17 protein-coding genes and 1 tRNA gene are annotated in these 15,649 nt (G+C 60.5%); 16 read left to right on the top strand and 2 right to left on the bottom strand.

The window, feature by feature from the left end; genetic code table 11:
• The first annotated feature begins 33 nt into the window (after positions 1-33).
• From rplU to ACRQEC_RS02190, 5 genes are all read left to right on the top strand, one after another.
• Positions 34-339 carry a 50S ribosomal protein L21 gene (gene rplU, locus ACRQEC_RS02210; RefSeq protein WP_016442902.1) on the top strand — a complete coding sequence of 102 codons (306 nt, stop codon included), beginning with the start codon at positions 34-36 and terminating at the stop codon, positions 337-339.
• Positions 340-387: 48 nt separating this feature from the next.
• The gene (gene rpmA, locus ACRQEC_RS02205) at positions 388-642 is read left to right on the top strand and encodes a 50S ribosomal protein L27 (RefSeq protein WP_026429451.1); all 255 of its coding nucleotides are present in this window, start codon (positions 388-390) and stop codon (positions 640-642) included.
• Between the two features lie 227 nt (positions 643-869).
• Positions 870-2,405, top strand: coding sequence for a GTPase ObgE (obgE, locus tag ACRQEC_RS02200; protein WP_284883549.1), 1,536 nt, complete (start codon positions 870-872; stop codon positions 2,403-2,405).
• 45 nt (positions 2,406-2,450) lie between these two features.
• On the top strand, positions 2,451-3,566 hold the full coding sequence (proB, locus tag ACRQEC_RS02195; RefSeq protein ID WP_284889070.1) for a glutamate 5-kinase: 1,116 nt from the start codon (positions 2,451-2,453) through the stop codon (positions 3,564-3,566).
• Positions 3,567-4,146: 580 nt separating this feature from the next.
• Positions 4,147-5,040, top strand: coding sequence for a hypothetical protein (locus tag ACRQEC_RS02190; RefSeq protein ID WP_026429449.1), 894 nt, complete (start codon positions 4,147-4,149; stop codon positions 5,038-5,040).
• A 152-nt stretch (positions 5,041-5,192) separates the two neighbouring features.
• On the opposite strand, the gene trxA is transcribed toward ACRQEC_RS02190, so the two are convergent.
• Positions 5,193-5,576 carry a thioredoxin gene (gene trxA / locus ACRQEC_RS02185; protein ID WP_087070873.1) on the bottom strand — a complete coding sequence of 128 codons (384 nt, stop codon included), beginning with the start codon at positions 5,574-5,576 and terminating at the stop codon, positions 5,193-5,195.
• 186 nt (positions 5,577-5,762) lie between these two features.
• On the opposite strand from trxA, the gene ACRQEC_RS02180 reads away from it, so the two are divergent.
• From ACRQEC_RS02180 to ACRQEC_RS02130, 11 genes are all read left to right on the top strand, one after another.
• Entirely contained in the window at positions 5,763-7,025 is a 1,263-nt protein-coding gene (locus ACRQEC_RS02180; RefSeq protein ID WP_087070872.1) for a glutamate-5-semialdehyde dehydrogenase, read from the top strand.
• Positions 7,015-7,704, top strand: a complete 690-nt coding sequence (nadD, locus tag ACRQEC_RS02175) for a nicotinate-nucleotide adenylyltransferase (protein ID WP_035277256.1) — start codon at positions 7,015-7,017, stop codon at positions 7,702-7,704. The genes ACRQEC_RS02180 and nadD overlap by 11 nt, the downstream gene beginning before the upstream one ends.
• Complete coding sequence (locus ACRQEC_RS02170; protein ID WP_234984509.1) at positions 7,683-8,615, top strand: hypothetical protein; 933 nt, start codon at positions 7,683-7,685, stop codon at positions 8,613-8,615. The genes nadD and ACRQEC_RS02170 overlap by 22 nt, the downstream gene beginning before the upstream one ends.
• The gene (gene rsfS / locus ACRQEC_RS02165) at positions 8,612-9,100 is read left to right on the top strand and encodes a ribosome silencing factor (protein ID WP_087070870.1); all 489 of its coding nucleotides are present in this window, start codon (positions 8,612-8,614) and stop codon (positions 9,098-9,100) included. The genes ACRQEC_RS02170 and rsfS overlap by 4 nt, the downstream gene beginning before the upstream one ends.
• A complete protein-coding gene (locus ACRQEC_RS02160; protein ID WP_087070869.1) occupies positions 9,097-9,756 on the top strand; it encodes a histidine phosphatase family protein in 660 nt (219 codons plus the stop codon). Before rsfS ends, ACRQEC_RS02160 begins: the two co-directional genes overlap by 4 nt.
• Before the next feature lie 91 nt (positions 9,757-9,847).
• Positions 9,848-9,923 (top strand) — tRNA-Ala (locus ACRQEC_RS02155).
• A 93-nt stretch (positions 9,924-10,016) separates the two neighbouring features.
• Complete coding sequence (locus ACRQEC_RS02150) at positions 10,017-10,976, top strand: hypothetical protein (protein WP_284889069.1); 960 nt, start codon at positions 10,017-10,019, stop codon at positions 10,974-10,976.
• Positions 10,973-11,824, top strand: a complete 852-nt coding sequence (locus ACRQEC_RS02145; protein ID WP_435734846.1) for an HAD family hydrolase — start codon at positions 10,973-10,975, stop codon at positions 11,822-11,824. Before ACRQEC_RS02150 ends, ACRQEC_RS02145 begins: the two co-directional genes overlap by 4 nt.
• A gap of 76 nt (positions 11,825-11,900) precedes the next feature.
• The gene (locus ACRQEC_RS02140; RefSeq protein ID WP_234984508.1) at positions 11,901-13,250 is read left to right on the top strand and encodes an NAD(P)/FAD-dependent oxidoreductase; all 1,350 of its coding nucleotides are present in this window, start codon (positions 11,901-11,903) and stop codon (positions 13,248-13,250) included.
• A gap of 348 nt (positions 13,251-13,598) precedes the next feature.
• On the top strand, positions 13,599-14,102 hold the full coding sequence (locus ACRQEC_RS02135; RefSeq protein ID WP_026429439.1) for a DUF4282 domain-containing protein: 504 nt from the start codon (positions 13,599-13,601) through the stop codon (positions 14,100-14,102).
• Between the two features lie 199 nt (positions 14,103-14,301).
• Positions 14,302-15,054, top strand: a complete 753-nt coding sequence (locus ACRQEC_RS02130; protein WP_087071199.1) for an HAD-IIB family hydrolase — start codon at positions 14,302-14,304, stop codon at positions 15,052-15,054.
• A gap of 55 nt (positions 15,055-15,109) precedes the next feature.
• On the opposite strand, the gene ACRQEC_RS02125 is transcribed toward ACRQEC_RS02130, so the two are convergent.
• Complete coding sequence (locus ACRQEC_RS02125) at positions 15,110-15,550, bottom strand: HIT family protein (RefSeq protein ID WP_087070865.1); 441 nt, start codon at positions 15,548-15,550, stop codon at positions 15,110-15,112.
• Between the last annotated feature and the right edge of the window lie 99 nt (positions 15,551-15,649).

Below are 15,649 nucleotides of genomic sequence, written 5' to 3'. Positions count from 1 at the left end.
CGCGAAAAGTAGCCGTAATCAACAGGAGCAAACGTGGTGTACGCGATCGTCAAGGCCGGGGGCCGTCAGGAAAAGGTTTCTGTCGGAACCGTCGTGGTTGTTGACAGGATGGAAGGTGAAGTCGGCGATACCGTCGAACTCGAACCCATCATGCTCGTTGACGGGGATAAGATCACCACGGCTGCCGATGGCATTTCGGCGAAGGTTACCGCGGAAATTGTGCGCGATGAAAAGGGACCGAAGATCTCCATCATCAAGTTCAAGAACAAGACGGGTTACCGGAAGCGCCAGGGGCATCGTCAGCCCCTGACCCGCCTCAAGGTCACCGGCATCCAGTAGGATCTGCCGCGTCAGCAGCTAGTTTTGAGATAGTAAGAAGGTAGACAGATGGCACATAAGAAGGGCGCCTCTTCTTCGCGCAACGGGCGCGACTCCAATGCCCAGCGCCTCGGGGTGAAGCGGTACGGCGGTCAGGTTGTATCCGCCGGTGAAATTCTGGTTCGCCAGCGCGGCACGAAGTTCCATCCGGGCAATAACGTCGGGCGCGGCAAGGATGACACCCTGTTCGCTACCGCAGCCGGAACGGTTCAGTTCGCTACCCGTCGCGACCGTAAGGTCGTTGACGTTGTGGCCCAGGCTTAAGGCGGAGCGGCCCTAGCGCCGCACGCACCTATGATGAGGGGTGGGGGATTCAACCTCCACCCCGTCATTCGTTAACGCGGGCAGAGTGCGGGCGCTCAGCTCTTTGCGGCGCCCCGGCTCGGGGAGCCCAGCTCGTCGCACCAGCGCTCGGCTGTTTGCGGCGGTACGCGCGTTCAGCTTTTCGCATCCGCACCGCGTTATCACTACAGGAAAAGGGGAGGGCACACGTGGCCTCGTTCGTCGATAAAGTGACCTTGCACCTGCGCGCCGGCAACGGCGGAAACGGGTGCGTTTCGGTGCGCCGGGAGAAGTACAAGCCTCTCGGAGGGCCCGACGGCGCCAACGGCGGCCACGGGGGCTCCATCATCTTTGAGGTTGATTCCCAAGAATCCACCCTCATGGACTACCACCACACTCCGCACCGCAGCGCCGAAAACGGCCAGCCCGGCGCCGGTGATAACCAACGCGGCAAGAACGGCGCGGACCTGGTACTCAAAGTCCCCGCCGGAACCGTGGTGAAGAACAGCGAAGGTGATGTGCTCGCGGATCTGGTGAATCCCGGGGATTCCTTCGAAGTGGCGCGCGGCGGCGTGGGCGGCCTGGGGAATGCTGCCCTGGCCTCCCCGCGGCGCAAGGCTCCCGGCTTCGCCCTGCTCGGGGAAGCCGGCGAGGAACTCGATGTTGTTCTCGAATTGAAATCGGTGGCCGATGTGGCGCTGGTGGGCTTCCCCTCCGCCGGGAAATCCTCCCTTATTGCGGCCATGTCCGCGGCCCGCCCGAAAATCGCCGACTATCCCTTCACCACCCTCGTCCCGAACCTCGGCGTGGTGACCGCCGGGGAGGAACGCTACACCATTGCCGATGTGCCTGGCCTCATTCCCGGAGCTTCGGAAGGGCGCGGGCTCGGCCTGGAGTTCCTCCGCCATATCGAGCGCTGCGCGGTCATTGCTCACGTGATTGATTGCGCCACCCTGGAACCGGGGCGCGATCCGCTCACCGATCTGGACACGCTGGAACATGAACTGGCCCGGTACGCGGCGAATATCCCGCCCACCGAAGGCCAGCTTCCCCTCACCGAGCGCTCGCGGGTGGTTATTCTCAATAAAATCGACGTTCCGGACGCGCGGGAACTCGCCGAATTTGTGACCCCGGAGCTGCGCGAACGCGGCCTGGATGTTTTCGCTATTTCCACCGCCAGCCACGAAGGCCTACGCGAGCTTTCCTTCTACCTGGCGCGGGTGGTGCGCGAAGAGAAGGCGAATCGTGAGGTTACCGAAACGGTGCGCCCGGTGCTGCATCTCACTCGCGAACGCGATGACCGTTTCACCATCGTCAAGCGGCGCGACGGCATGCAGGAGTTCTGGAATGTACGCGGGCGCCAGCCCGAACGCTGGGTAGGGCAAACGGACTTCGCCAACGATGAAGCGGTCGGCTACCTCGGCGAGCGCCTCCACCGCCTGGGCATTGAAGATGAACTGGCTCGCCTGGGCGCGGTGCCGGGCGATATGGTGGTTATTGGTCCGCCGCAGACCGGCTTCGTTTTCGATTGGGAACCGACCGTTGCCGCCGTCGCCGAAATTTACGGGCCGCGCGGGCGGGATATCCGGGTGGAAGCCGAACGTTCGCGCCCCACTCGCCGCGAAAAGCGCGCCGATTTTTACGAGCGTATGGATGCCAAAGAGGAAGCCCGGCAGGAATTGCGTTCCGAGCGGGAGGCCGGCATATGGACGGACCCGCAGGCAGGCACCCCGGAAGGGGACTAAACTATCCTGCGGTGTCCCGAAGCATCAGATAAGAAAGAGTGACTCGTGTCCGGTACCTCATCCGCCCCGCTGACCCGGCGTGACTGCCTTGAGAACTCCCGTCGAATAGTCATCAAAGTTGGTTCCTCCTCCTTGACGGGGCCGGACGGTGCCCTGCACCAGGAAACCCTCGATCTTCTTGTTAATACCATCGCGGAGGTGCACGCCCGCGGGGTAGATGTGGTGCTGGTATCCTCCGGCGCGGTGGCGGCTGGCATCGGCCCGCTCAAATTGGGCCGCCCGCGTTCCCTGCGGGAAAAGCAGGCCGCGGCCATGGTGGGCCAATCCCGCCTCATGGCCGCTTACGAAGAACGTTTCGAAGCGCACGATATCAGCGTAGGCCAGGTGCTCCTCACCGCCTCCGACGTCACCAACCGGCGCCACTACGCCAATGCGCTCACGGCCATGCGCACGCTCTTGCGTTTACGGGTGGTTCCGATTGTTAATGAGAACGACGCCGTTGCCACCGACGAATTGCGCTTCGGTGACAATGACCGGTTAGCTGCGCTTACCGCCCACCTGGTGGGAGCCGGCACCCTAATTTTGCTCACCGATGTGGATGGCCTGTACACCAAACCACCCAGCGAACCGGGTGCCACCCGTATTACCGAGGTGACCAGCGAAGATGACCTGGCGGGACTGCGGATTACCGGGCGCGGCTCGGCGGTGGGAACCGGAGGAATGCGCACTAAAGTAGCGGCTGCCGAGTTAGCCACCTCGGGCGGGGTCGGTGTGATTCTCACCCATGTCGATAACGTGCAGCGCGCCGTGGCCGGCGATAACGTGGGAACTTGGTTCGTGCCGAGCACCAGGCACGTATCCGCGCGCGGGCGCTGGATGGAATTTGCGGCGCGGGCCCGCGGCCGGGTTACTTTGGACGACGGCGCCGTCGCGGCCATCACCGGCAACCACGCATCCCTGCTCCCGGTGGGAGTCATCGGGATCTCGGGCCGATTCGCCGCCGGGGACATCGTGGAATTATGCGATGGGCACGGCGAGGTTATCGCCCGGGGCCTGAGCGCCTACAGCGTCGAGGAACTCATTGAGCTGGTGGGCAGCACCCGGGCGCGTGGCAAGAAGCCGGTGGTGCACGCGAACGATATTGTGCTGCTCGGTTCATAGGGGCGTTCTTTCCGCGGTGCCGTACGTAGCGGACGCGCGTGTTCCGCAACGAGCGTGCATTCGGCGGTGGGCGTGCTTCAATACTGAGCCGGTGGCGCGCGCAACGCGTGGGCAATTCTGTGTTTCGCCTTACTTTACGGACCTGTAACTATGTGGAAGCTGCATAAAATTTCACGGCGCGCGCAGCCGGGAATTATTATTTGGGCTGGTCATCAGGTTGTTTGCTCACGATCTGGCGAAATATTGCACCACAGTGATCGAATAGTAATATGAATAATTGAATAGTGACTTGCGCAAAGAACCCTCGTGTTCGTCTTGCCTATTGGACAATAAAGATCTAGCGTTATCGCAAGTGCTTATATAGCACCCTCGCAATCGCTCGGAACTACCCGAGCCGACGAAGAACGGAGAATTCGATGTCGCAGTTTGTCACGCTCCAGGATGTCACCTCTAGCATGCTTGCCGACTATCGAATTACCAAGGCGCATTGGCGCCGCTGGCATCACCACTTTATGAGCGCGCGCCTTCTTGCGCCGGCCAGTGCCCCCTCTGCCCGTCTTCGTCCTGATAGTGAGTACTAATGACCATCCAATTGACCACCCTGTGCACAACCACGAATGAGGAAGTTTTAAGAGAAACATTTTTAGGAGTCGATCTCTCGGCGCTCGGCGGCGGGGAGAGTTTGTGTGGCGACGGAGCAGCTGCGCGCCCAGCCCACGGGGCTTCCATCGCCCACCTGGCCTCCTGCGCTGATGCGGCCTGGAAAGGCGGACTCGATTTTGTCCAGTTCTCCGGGGAATTTGTGCTTCCCGGTTCCCGGGTTGCCTCCGCAATGGAGACTGCAAGCCGCTTAGGGCCGCGGGCCCGCGGTGATATCGCGGTGGAAGTTCCTGCTACCTCCCAGGCCTTGCGCGAAGCGGTCGCCAGAACCCAACAAGATACTTCTGATACTCCGGCTCTGGTGAGCTTGCCTATTACTCCGGCTACCGATCTCGCGGCCCTGCGCAGCGACGTGGAAAATGCTATTGCGGCCGGGGTGCGCCTCATGCCGCACGTGCGCGCCGAAGATGTCCCAAATCTGAATCTGCGTGCGATCTGCGGTATTTCCCCGATGATGCGCCTTTCTGCTCCGGATGCGCACCGCGCCCGGGAAGCTCGTTTCGCTTTGCGTACAGCAGCGGAAGAATACGATACCGACTTGCAGGTCCTCCTCGATATGACCGTTATTATTTCGGCTACCCGCACCGCGGCCCGCGAGCGCCTCTTCCTGGTCCAAGCCCTGGGCGGCCCGGACTTCTCCCGCAGCGCCCACGTGGTTGGCACCGTATACGATGTCGCGGATACCACCGAATCCTGGCTGGGCATGGGCGCGGCAGATGGCATTATTTACCGGCCCACCTCCATCCGCACCGATTTAGCTTCGCTGGTGCGCGGAGTACTCCCGGTCCTCTTCGGCCGGGCAGAGATTTCCTAAGCTATACGGGGATCAATGGGATTTCCCGACAATAACGGGGCCTCTTGACACTAGCGGGACTTCCCGGGAATAGCGGAGTTCCCCGAACACCACGAGGGGCGAACTGGAATCGACCAGTTCGCCCCTCGCTACTTAGCGGCCAGCTATCGTGCTTACTCAGCCTGCTTCGCGGATTCCTCAGCTTCGTGAGCGGCAAGACGAGCGCGAATCTCATCCATATCCAGCTCCTTGACCTGCCCGATGAGATCCTCCAGCGGGCCGGCCGGCAGTGCCCCGGCCTGCTCAAAGACGCGGATGCCATCCCGGAAAGCCATAATGGTGGGAATCGCCTGAATCTGGAAATGCGCGGCGAGCTCCGGGCTATCTTCGGTGCTTACCTTGCCGAAAGTAATATCGGGGTGCTTTTCAGAAGCCTTCTCGTAAATAGGGCTGAAAGCACGGCACGGACCGCACCAGCTCGCCCAGAAATCCAGCAGGACAATGCCTTCGTGCACGGTATCGTTGAAGTTCTCCGCGGTGACAGTAACGGTTGCCATGGTTCTCCTCGAGTTAGTGGAAATCTCGCTACCTGCAACGCGCCAAGCGTGAGCGCTATTCCCATGAGATGGACCGAATATATACGAGTGGCCGCGTGCTGTATAAGCGAAGCGGCAGCCAGCCCGTTGCGTCCATCGGCTTTTCCTATTCGGTAACGGGCGCCTTCCTGGCCTAAAGTAGAGACTATGACCGCAACGTTAACCGAGGGCGTGGCTGATGTGGCCCGCCGCGCGCGCCAGGCGGCGCGTTCTTTGCGGGGGGCGCAAACCACGTCAAAAAATGACGCCCTTCGCCGTATCGCCGCGATTTTGCGCAGCGAAACCGCTCGTATTGTGGAGGCGAATGCCCAGGATGTAGCCCGGGAAGAAAGCCGGCTTTCCCCGGGCATGATTGATCGCCTCCTCCTGACTGCCGAGCGCATCGAAGGGATTGCCCAGGCGGTAGAACACGTGGTGGGCTTGGCTGATCCGGTGGGCGAAGTGGTACGCGGTTCGCGCTTAGCTAACGGGATGCGTTTGCGGCAAGTGCGGGTGCCCATGGGTGTGATCGGGATGATTTATGAAGCCCGGCCCAATGTCACGGTCGATGCGGCCACCCTGGCCCTCAAAGCCGGATCCGCGGTGATTTTGCGCGGGGGGAGCGCCGCCATCCGCACCAACGAAGTGCTGGTCGAACTCATGCGCCAGGCGGTAACGGAGGCCGGGTTCCCGGCCGACTGTGTGCAGACCATTGATGCTTTCGGGCGCGCAGGTGCCGTCGAACTGATGAAATTACGCGGCCTGGTGGACCTTGTTATTCCGCGCGGGGGCGCCGGCCTTATTCAGACGGTCGTGCGTGAATCCCTGGTCCCCGTGATCGAAACCGGGGTGGGAAATAATCATGTGTACGTGGATGCCAGCGCGGATGTGGAGCGGGCTAGCGCCGTCGTCGTTAATTCGAAAACGCATCGGCCGAGCGTCTGCAATGCGGCCGAAACGCTTCTGGTCCACGCGGATATCGCACCGGAATTTATGCCGCGGATTCTGCGCGAACTTCATGAGCGCGGCGTGACCTTGCATTGCGATGCGGCCGCGCAGAGCTTCGCGGGGGATATTCCCACGCAGGCTGCAACGGAAGAAGATTGGGAAACGGAATATTTGGCGCTGGAGATGGCCGTCGGGGTGGTGCCTGATCTTGAGGCGGCGCTCGCGCATATTGCCCGCTATTCCAGCGGCCATACCGAAGCTATTGTGGCCGAGGATCAGCGTGCCATTAATCGTTTCACCTCCGAGGTGGATTGCGCGGCGGTCATGGTTAATGCCTCGACGCGTTTCACGGACGGTGGCGAATTTGGGTTGGGCGCGGAAATTGGTATTTCCACCCAAAAATTGCATGCGCGCGGGCCCATGGGTCTGGAAGAAATGACCACGACGACGTGGATTGCAGAGGGCGAGGGGCATGTCCGATAAAGACGAACCGGTGCAAATTCCTTTCGACGAACGCAAGCACCGGCGTCGGCGGATCGGGGTGATGGGCGGAACTTTCGACCCGATTCACCACGGTCACCTGGTGGCAGCCTCGGAAGTGCAGCATCGTTTCGGGCTGGACGAGGTGGTTTTTGTGCCCACCGGCCGCCCGGCTTTCAAGCAGGGGCAGCACGTGAGCCCGGCCGAACACCGCTACCTCATGGCGGTTATCGCCACCGCCTCGAATACTCGCTTTACGGTATCGCGGGTGGATATTGAGCGGCGCGGCCTGACCTACACCGTGGATACCCTGCGGGATTTGCGTGAGGTCTACCCGGATGCGGATCTGTACTTCATTACCGGAGCGGATGTTATTCCGGAGATTTTGCGCTGGAAGAACGCCGAGGAACTGTGGGGGATGGCGCGTTTCATCGGGGTAACGCGCCCCGGGCACAATATTGACGTATCCGCGCTTCCTAAACACGCCGTGGAAATTGTGGAGGTTCCCGCCATGGCGATTTCTTCCACGGATGTGCGCGAGCGGGTGAAGGCCCACGAGCCCATCTGGTATTTGGTGCCCGAAGGCGTGGTGCAGCACATTAGAAAATACAAACTTTATGCCCAGCGCGAGGCACCGGGTAAACTTGACAAAGGACAGTCGTGCCGAGAGGAGAAGAAATGAGCGAGGGCGGGCGGCGCCTCACACGCAGCGAGATGCGCGAGCGCGGACTCCTAAAACCTCTCGAAGAAGGCGAAGCTTCGCCGGTAGAAGAATTGCGGCGCACCCGGGATATTCCGGTGGTGCGGGCAACGCGGCGGCGCGCCATTCTGGCCGAGCGTGCCGAAGCGGTTGAGGCAGCTGGGGCGGCTGAAGTTTCAGAAGCGGCTGAATTTTCAGAAGCGGCTGAAGGTGCTGACGTAGCTGAAATGGTGGCACCGCTGGCGGAAGACGAGGGCGCTCCCACCCAGGCATACGAACCTGTGAGCGCGGCCAAACCCCGCGCGATCCTTGAAGAATCCGCGCCCGCGGGGGAGCGCATCTCCGTTTTTGACCGTTTCGAAGCCGATACCGAGGCAAGTATTGGCGAAGAAGAACACTCGCTCATGCCGCCGTTTGCGGCTTCGGCAGCAGCTGCCGCGGTGGTCCCTGCCTCGCAAGTGGCCCCGGAATCGGTATCGGCTTCCGAGCCTGCTCCGGAACCGGAAGCGGCAGCGGAGTTTTCCGAAGGCGGCAGCCTGCGCGAACGTTTGCTTGCTCGCACCCAAAGCGATGCTTTGCGTGCCTCGGTTACGGAGCAGGAGCCGGTGCCGGCGGTGGTCGAAAATACCGGGAACGACGCCGCAGCGCCGTTCCCGCCCGCTTCCGTTCCCGCGGCGCAGCCGGATCCGCTCGCGCACGAATATGTAGACGAAGATGAACTTGACGACGAATCCTCCCCGCGCCGCTGGACGATGACCATGCTGCTGCTCATTGTAATTAGCGTGGTGCTTGGCCTGGTTATCGGGTTCTTCTTCCTCCAGCACGGCGCGCAGGCCGCGCCTGGTGATCTTGTGGCATCCAGCATTACCCCCGATATCAAGGAGATCTTGTGACAGCTTCGGACCGCGCGATTGAGCTCGCCCGTATTGGAGCCGCAGCAGCGGCAGAGGTGAAAGCAACATCGATTGAAGCTCTCGACGTTGGTGAGCGTTTCGGCATTTCCGATGTTTTCCTTATTATTTCCGGTGATTCGGAGCCGAAAGTGCGCGCCATCGTGGATCGCGTGGAGGAGAAACTCGACGAAGCCGGCGGGCAGCGCTTGCGCCGCGAAGGACTCACCTTCGACCCGCGCTGGGTGCTCCTGGATTACGGCGAACTCATCGTGCATATTCAGCGCGATGAGGACCGTGATGATTACGCCCTCGCGCGCCTGTGGGCCGATTGCCCGCATGTGGATCTTCAGCTAGATGATGAAGCTGTTATTACCGGAGCGCAGGTGCCCGCGGTGCCGGAGGTTGCTGCGGAATCCGAGGAACAAGGGGAACCCGGGGACTCCAGGGACTCTGAGGCGGTCGGTACCGCTGAGGTAGATGCATGAGTGCAGATCGCATCCTGCTCTGGCGCCACGGGCAAACTGATTACAACCTGGCCTGGCGAATCCAGGGCTCCACAGATATCCCTCTCAATGCGGTAGGCCTGGGCCAGGCACGTTACGTGGCTCCCTATATCGCCGCTGCCGGCCCGGCCCGCTTCGTGGCGTCCCCGCTGCAGCGCGCCTATGCCACCGCTCTCGAGGCCGCCAAGCTGGTAGGCCTCGAGGTGGCAACCGATACGCGTCTAGAAGAACGCTGTTTCGGACTTTTCGAGGGCCTGACCCGCACCGAGATTGCCGAACGCTACCCGCGCGAATTCGCGCAGTGGCGGGCGGGGGAGGAACCCGTAGGTGTCGGTGTGGAAACAAAGGAACACGTGGGCGCACGCGTGGCCGCCGCGATTAGCGAAGCCAGCGCGGATATGGACGGTGGCCTGCTGGTGGTAACCGCGCACGGCGCGGCGATCACCTGCGGACTCGGGGTACTCCTTGGGTGCGGGGCACAATGGCAAGGCCTGGGCGGCTTGGATAACTGCCACTGGGCCATGCTGCAGCGGCGTAAGAATGCGGAGTCGCAATGGCGCCTTACCGGCTTCAACCGTTTCCTCGCCGATGAGCACGATCCGGTGAAAAACTTTGAGGTCGAAGGGCCGGAAGGCTAAGCACTCACCTGCAAGAATGCGATGCTCGACACAAAATTCGGTTCTGATTTGCCAAGCGTTTCTTCTCCGACTAAAGTTCTATAAGTCGCTTGGGGCTATGGCGCAGTTGGTAGCGCGCTTCCATGGCATGGAAGAGGTCAGGGGTTCGAATCCCCTTAGCTCCACCAGGTTTCATTACACAAGGGTCGCCACAACCCCTCTAAGATTACTAGGTATCTTTTAGGATTGAATGAACTAATTGATAAGTTGAGGGTGGTCACGTGTGGCGGTTGTTCAGTCAGTGTAAAAAGTATCTTGATGCCTATATCCGTCCCCGCCAAAAATTAACTGAGCTCGAGCAACGCATCGATTTACTTGAGACACTACTTTTGCCTAAAACCTATGTAACCGAGAAAAGCCATTATTTAGCCTTACGGGAAAATCGGCGCCTCCTCCTACGTTCGGGGCTTTCGGCTCCGGATATTGGTTGGTTGAAAGAATCCCTCCGAGAGCGGGGCCTGGAACTGCAACGTATGCACGAGGTGCGCGGATATGATGGTTTACTTGAATACATAGCGGTCTATATTGGAACTCGGGGTAACATGCTGAAACCTCTACTCTCCGCGATGCATAACTTGAATGCTTCTGACCGCAGTTTTGATCTTCATATCGAGCGCTTCGCGAGAATTCAACAGAGCACCCTTACTCAGTTCTGTGCAGTTCTCTATAACTTGGGAGTGTTCGAAGCCTACAGCTACGACAACGAAGCAAAGCTAATAACGGTCAGCGTTGCCGCAGACGGCACTTACTACCAATTCTTCAACGGTGGATGGTTCGAAAGGTGGGTAGTTTTCCTCATCAGGGATGTTATTGCTGATATCCGCCAGACAACCGGGGCTCAGATACGTTCCTACCCCAATGTGGAGCTTCGTTTTCCGGATGGTACTATTCGTGAAATTGATTGCCTCATTCTTAGCGAATCGTCCATGTATTGGATCGAGTGTAAGAGCGGGGAGATCGATGCTGGAGTGAAAGCGCTTCGCAAGCTTATTAGTTCATATGGGATTGTCGGTTGTGAATTGCTCCTTATTCTGGGTTCCGACTCGTGGTACAAAGTGCAACGAGTCAGCGAAATGAGCGGGCTTCGTGTATTTGGAGAGCGTAAACTTCGAAAAAATCTGCGAGTTTTCCTAAGCGGGGAAGTAGCTTCTTGTGAGGCACACAGGGATAACGAAAAATGAAGATTCGCCATCAGCTGGGAGTAGTGGACGCCTCCGAGCACATCATCTATCGCGAACGCGAATTCGCCCGTCCCACGAATGTGCTTTTTGACGTGGACGGCACCCTCACGGACGCTAGCTCGCGGGTACTCCCGGAAAATATCCGCGCCCTGCAACAGCTCCACGCCGCCGGCATCCCGATTACCCTGGCGACCGGGCGTATCATCGCCGGGGCGGCCGATATCCTCACGGAAGCCGGGGTACCCGGATGGGTGGTGGCTGAAGGCGGCTCCATCGTCTGGGACGGGCACGCGGTAGTGCGCCGCCACCCGCTCGGCACCGCTGCCTATGCGCGCGCCATCCGCTTCGCGGAGGACCACCGCCTCGGCATAGTCGTCAATGGCAGCGAGAGCGTCGTCGTACAAAGTTTTGGGGCGCCCCTGTATGAGGACGTTATTTGCAACGCTTCCGCGGGGTGGGAACCGCTCCGCGGCGACGTCGCCGGCCTTGCGGCCGATACCATCACGAAACTCTCCTTCTCCGGAACCGAAACTGAACTGGACCGGCTTCGTGGACTCTGGCAGGAGGCGTTCCCCGGGGCGGTGCGTGGGCACGCGAATTTTGTTGATGTGGTGGCTCCCGGGGTGACCAAGTGGGAGGGAATTGAGCTGGCGCTGCGGGCGCGCGGGCTGGACGCGGCACACACTTTAGGGGTGGGGGACTCCGCCAATGACATTCCCTGGATGCGTGAAATCGCGCTGAGCTGTGCAATGCCGCAGGCCAGCGCCGAAACTACGGCCGCGGCTCGCTGGATCCTCCCCGCGGGTCCCGCGCCGGTTGCCGATCTGGTGGCGGCTGTGCTGCGGTGATATTTGCTGAGTGTCACTATTTTGCGCGTAAGTGAAGTATTGGAAACTAGCTCACATATCCACTATGTTATGGGGTATGAGTCACAATATTAAAGGAAGTGCGTTACCGCATGTGGTCATCGTCGGAGGTGGCTTTGCCGGTATCCAAGCGGCACGTGGCCTTCGCGAGGCACCCGTGCGGGTAACGCTCATTGATAAGAATCCGTACACCACGTTCAAGCCGCTGCTTTTCCAAGTGGCTTCGGGCGCGCTCAACGCGGGGGATATTACCTACAACCTGCGTGCATTGCGGAGCAAGCAGAAGAATCTGCGTTTCGTGCTCGGGGAGCTCCAGCACGTGGATACGGATAATAAAATCATCGAGCTCGATGACGAGCGCACGATGGCTTATGACTACCTCGTCCTCGCCACCGGTGTGAGCGCTGCTTACTTCGGTATTAAGGGCGCCGCGGAGCACACCTTGCCGATGTACACACGCGATGAAGCGCTTCAAGTACGCGACCGGCTTTACGGGCTGCTGGACGGCATGGACGCCGCCGAAAATGCCGGGCCATTCCGGGTTGTTGTGTGCGGGGCGGGCCCCACCGGCGTGGAAACCGCCGGCGCCATTGCCGAACTGCGCAATTTCGATTTCGAGACGCTCTATCCCAGCATCGATACCGAGCAATTTGAGATCATCCTCGTGGATATGGCACCCACGGTCCTCGGGCCTTTCGATGAGAAGAGCCGTAACGCCGCCCACCGCGCTCTCGAAGATCGCGGCGTGAAAGTGCTCCTCAACCAGGCCGTTTCCGCGGTGGAGGACAACCGTATCCTGGTGAAGAACACCAAGACGGAAGAAGAAGAGTGGATTGACGCCTCGCTGATCGTTTGGTCCTCCGGGGTGGGGGTTCCGCCCGAGGTCAAGGAATGGAGCGTGCCGCAAGGTGCGCGCGGGCGCATCCAGGTGAACGAACACTTCCAGGTGGAAGGGGTCGACGGCGTTTTCGCTGCCGGCGACGTTGCTGTGAGTGGCGAACGCGGGCTTCCGCAGCTGGCCCAACCTGCTATCCAGGGCGGGCGGCATATCGCCAAGGTCATCTCCAATAACCTGGCGGGCAGGGAAACCGAGCCTTTCGAGTACTTCGACAAGGGCACCATGGCCACCGTGGGCGTTGGTTTCGCGGTGACCGAAATTCCGCATCTGCCGGCCATTACCGGGAAGTTCTCCTGGCTCATGTGGAATGCCTTGCATATCCAGCAGCTCCAGTCCGGGCGGGAAATGTTCGCGACCTTTGCCAACCTCGCTTCGAAGTACTTCCTCTTCCCCAAGCGCCACGATGTGATCGTGGGGGATATCCACCCCTTCTCGCGGCGGGCGCGCCAGGGTACCGTAAGTGCCTCTCCGAAGCTGGATAGCGAAGAACTGGAGAAGGTCGGAGCGTAGGACACTGCGGTGATATCCGTAGTGCGGCGCCGATCCGGAACGTAGCGGGCCGGGGGGATGGCTACCTCAAGATTTTTCTGTCGTAACCTCATGCCATCATTCAGGTATGAATGAGATACTGCCAGAAGATGTCCAGGTAGCCCTATCCCTCGGCCCGCCCTCAGGTCCCGTGCTGGATCTGTCCTATTCGCGGTGGCCGCTACGAATAGCTACGCTTAGTTGGTACCTACCCGCCTCCGGCGGGTAGTGAGATGAATACGCGCGTTTCCACTTTCTTGGTATTTTAAGTGTGAAGTGCCTCGGGTCATGATCGCGTCGTGGCCATCGCTCGTTACGGAAGGAATACTCATGAGCGAACAGAATAACCAGTTCCCTGATAATAACCCCGGTTATGGTCAGCAGAGCGCCCAGCCGGAACAGCAGTCCTACCAGCAGGGCTTTGACCAGCAGAATCAGCAGAGCCAGCAGAATCAGGCGCAGGGCCAGCCCTATATCCCCGCCCCGCAGCAGGGCCAGTGGGCACCGTCAGCTTACTCAGCGCCGGGCTACGGCTACCCGCCGCAGCCCCAGCAGCCGCACAACCCTTCTGGTTTCGCGGCGCTGTTCTCCACGAACTTCTCCACTCGGGTAGCGCGTTCTATCGCGCCGATCATCATGATCCTCGCCTTTATCGTGGCCGGCTGCCATGTGCTCGTCTCGCTTTTCGCGATGATTAGCGTTTTCGGTGAATACACTCCCACCACGGTTGCGCTCGCCGGAGTCCTCAGCTTCCTCCTCAGCCTCGTGGTTGCTGTTCTTATTATTGGCGGGGCCCGGTTGCTCTGCGAAGCAGCCATCAAAGACGAACAATAAGCAGGTCTAGCACGCCTGGCCAGGCCGCGCGCTTCTCACCAGCCAGCTGCCCTGCCGCGCGAAACCCACCAGCGGGCTGATACATCGCGATGTATCAGCCCGCTGCGTCGTCGTAAGAATACGTGGGTATTGGACCGGATCTGTGCATTAAGCCGGCCATTATTTCGCATCTGCCCGGCCCATGCACCATACTGTGGCTATGACGTCTTACCGCCTTATTGCTTTTGACCTGGACGATACCCTGGCACCCTCCAAATCCGCGCTGCCCGAACGCATGGCGCGGGCCCTGCGGGCATTGCTGGATACTTACGAGGTATGCGTGATTTCCGGCGGGCAATTCGGGCAGTTCGAAAGCCAGCTCCTGGAAGGGCTGGACGGCACTCCCGCGGAGCTCGCGCGCCTCCACCTCATGCCCACCTGCGGAACCCGCTACCTTGTTCACGATGCGGGGCAGTGGCGCGATGTGTACGTCCGCAACCTCACCGCGGAAGAACGCCGGGACGCGGCACTGGCCTTGGAAGAAGAAGCGCGCCGGCTCGGCCTGTGGGAAAGCACTACCTGGGGGGAGATCCTGGAAGACCGCGGCTCCCAGGTCACGTTCTCCGCGCTCGGACAAAGTGCACCGCTGGAAGCGAAACGCGCCTGGGATCCGAGCGGGGAAAAGAAAAACGCGCTGCGAGAAGCTGTCGCAGCGCGTCTGCCGCACCTGGAAGTGCGCTCGGGCGGTTCAACCTCCGTGGATATTACCCGCAAAGGCGTGGATAAAGCCTACGGAATCGCAGAACTCTCCAAGCAAACCGGCATCCCCATCGCGCAGATGCTTTTTGTGGGGGACCGGCTCGATCCGGCCGGTAACGACTACCCGGTGACCCGGCTCGGCATTGATACCCACGCGGTACGGGACTGGACCGACACTGCCGAATTCATTGAGAACCTGGTGGGGCTGGCCTAAACCGCTGCGCGCGGGCCGCAAGCCTTGCCTGCAACGCGGGTCTAAGCGAGTTCGCCTAGGCGAGGGAACCGAGCTGCTCGGGAACAAAAGCCTCCCAGCCCTGTTCGCGTAGGGCCGCGCGCAATTCCTCCATGGCCGCGTCCAATTCGACTCCGGGCACATCCTTGCGTGCAGACGCAAAACTGGTGACGTTTTCGGAATCGGCGGGAATAACGTGCAGGTGGGTGTGGGGCACGCCCAGACCGGCGATGACCAGCATCGCCCGATCCACCCCGAAAGCCGCGATCTGGGCTTTACCGATCCGCTTGGCAACGATGAAAAGATGCGCCGCCGTGTCATCATCAAGATCGGTGAAGCGATCAATTTCCGCGCGTGGCACAACCAGAACATGCCCGCGGGCGTGCGGTTCAAGAGTTGCGAAAGCAACGCACACGTCGTCGGCCCAAACGAAACGACCCGGAATCTCGCCGGCAATAATTTTTGAAAAGACGCTCATGGCACCAGTCTAGCCGCCGGCTTTGCTGGCCCGTGGATGCCGGCTGCACGGGCCGCGGCCGCCAGCGCCGCCTTCCCGCTGTGGACGACCTGAGATTTG

The sequence above is a fragment of the Actinotignum saccati genome (assembly GCF_051265055.1).
Taxonomy (GTDB): domain Bacteria; phylum Actinomycetota; class Actinomycetes; order Actinomycetales; family Actinomycetaceae; genus Actinotignum.
This window is presented reverse-complemented; position numbering and strand designations above follow the sequence as displayed.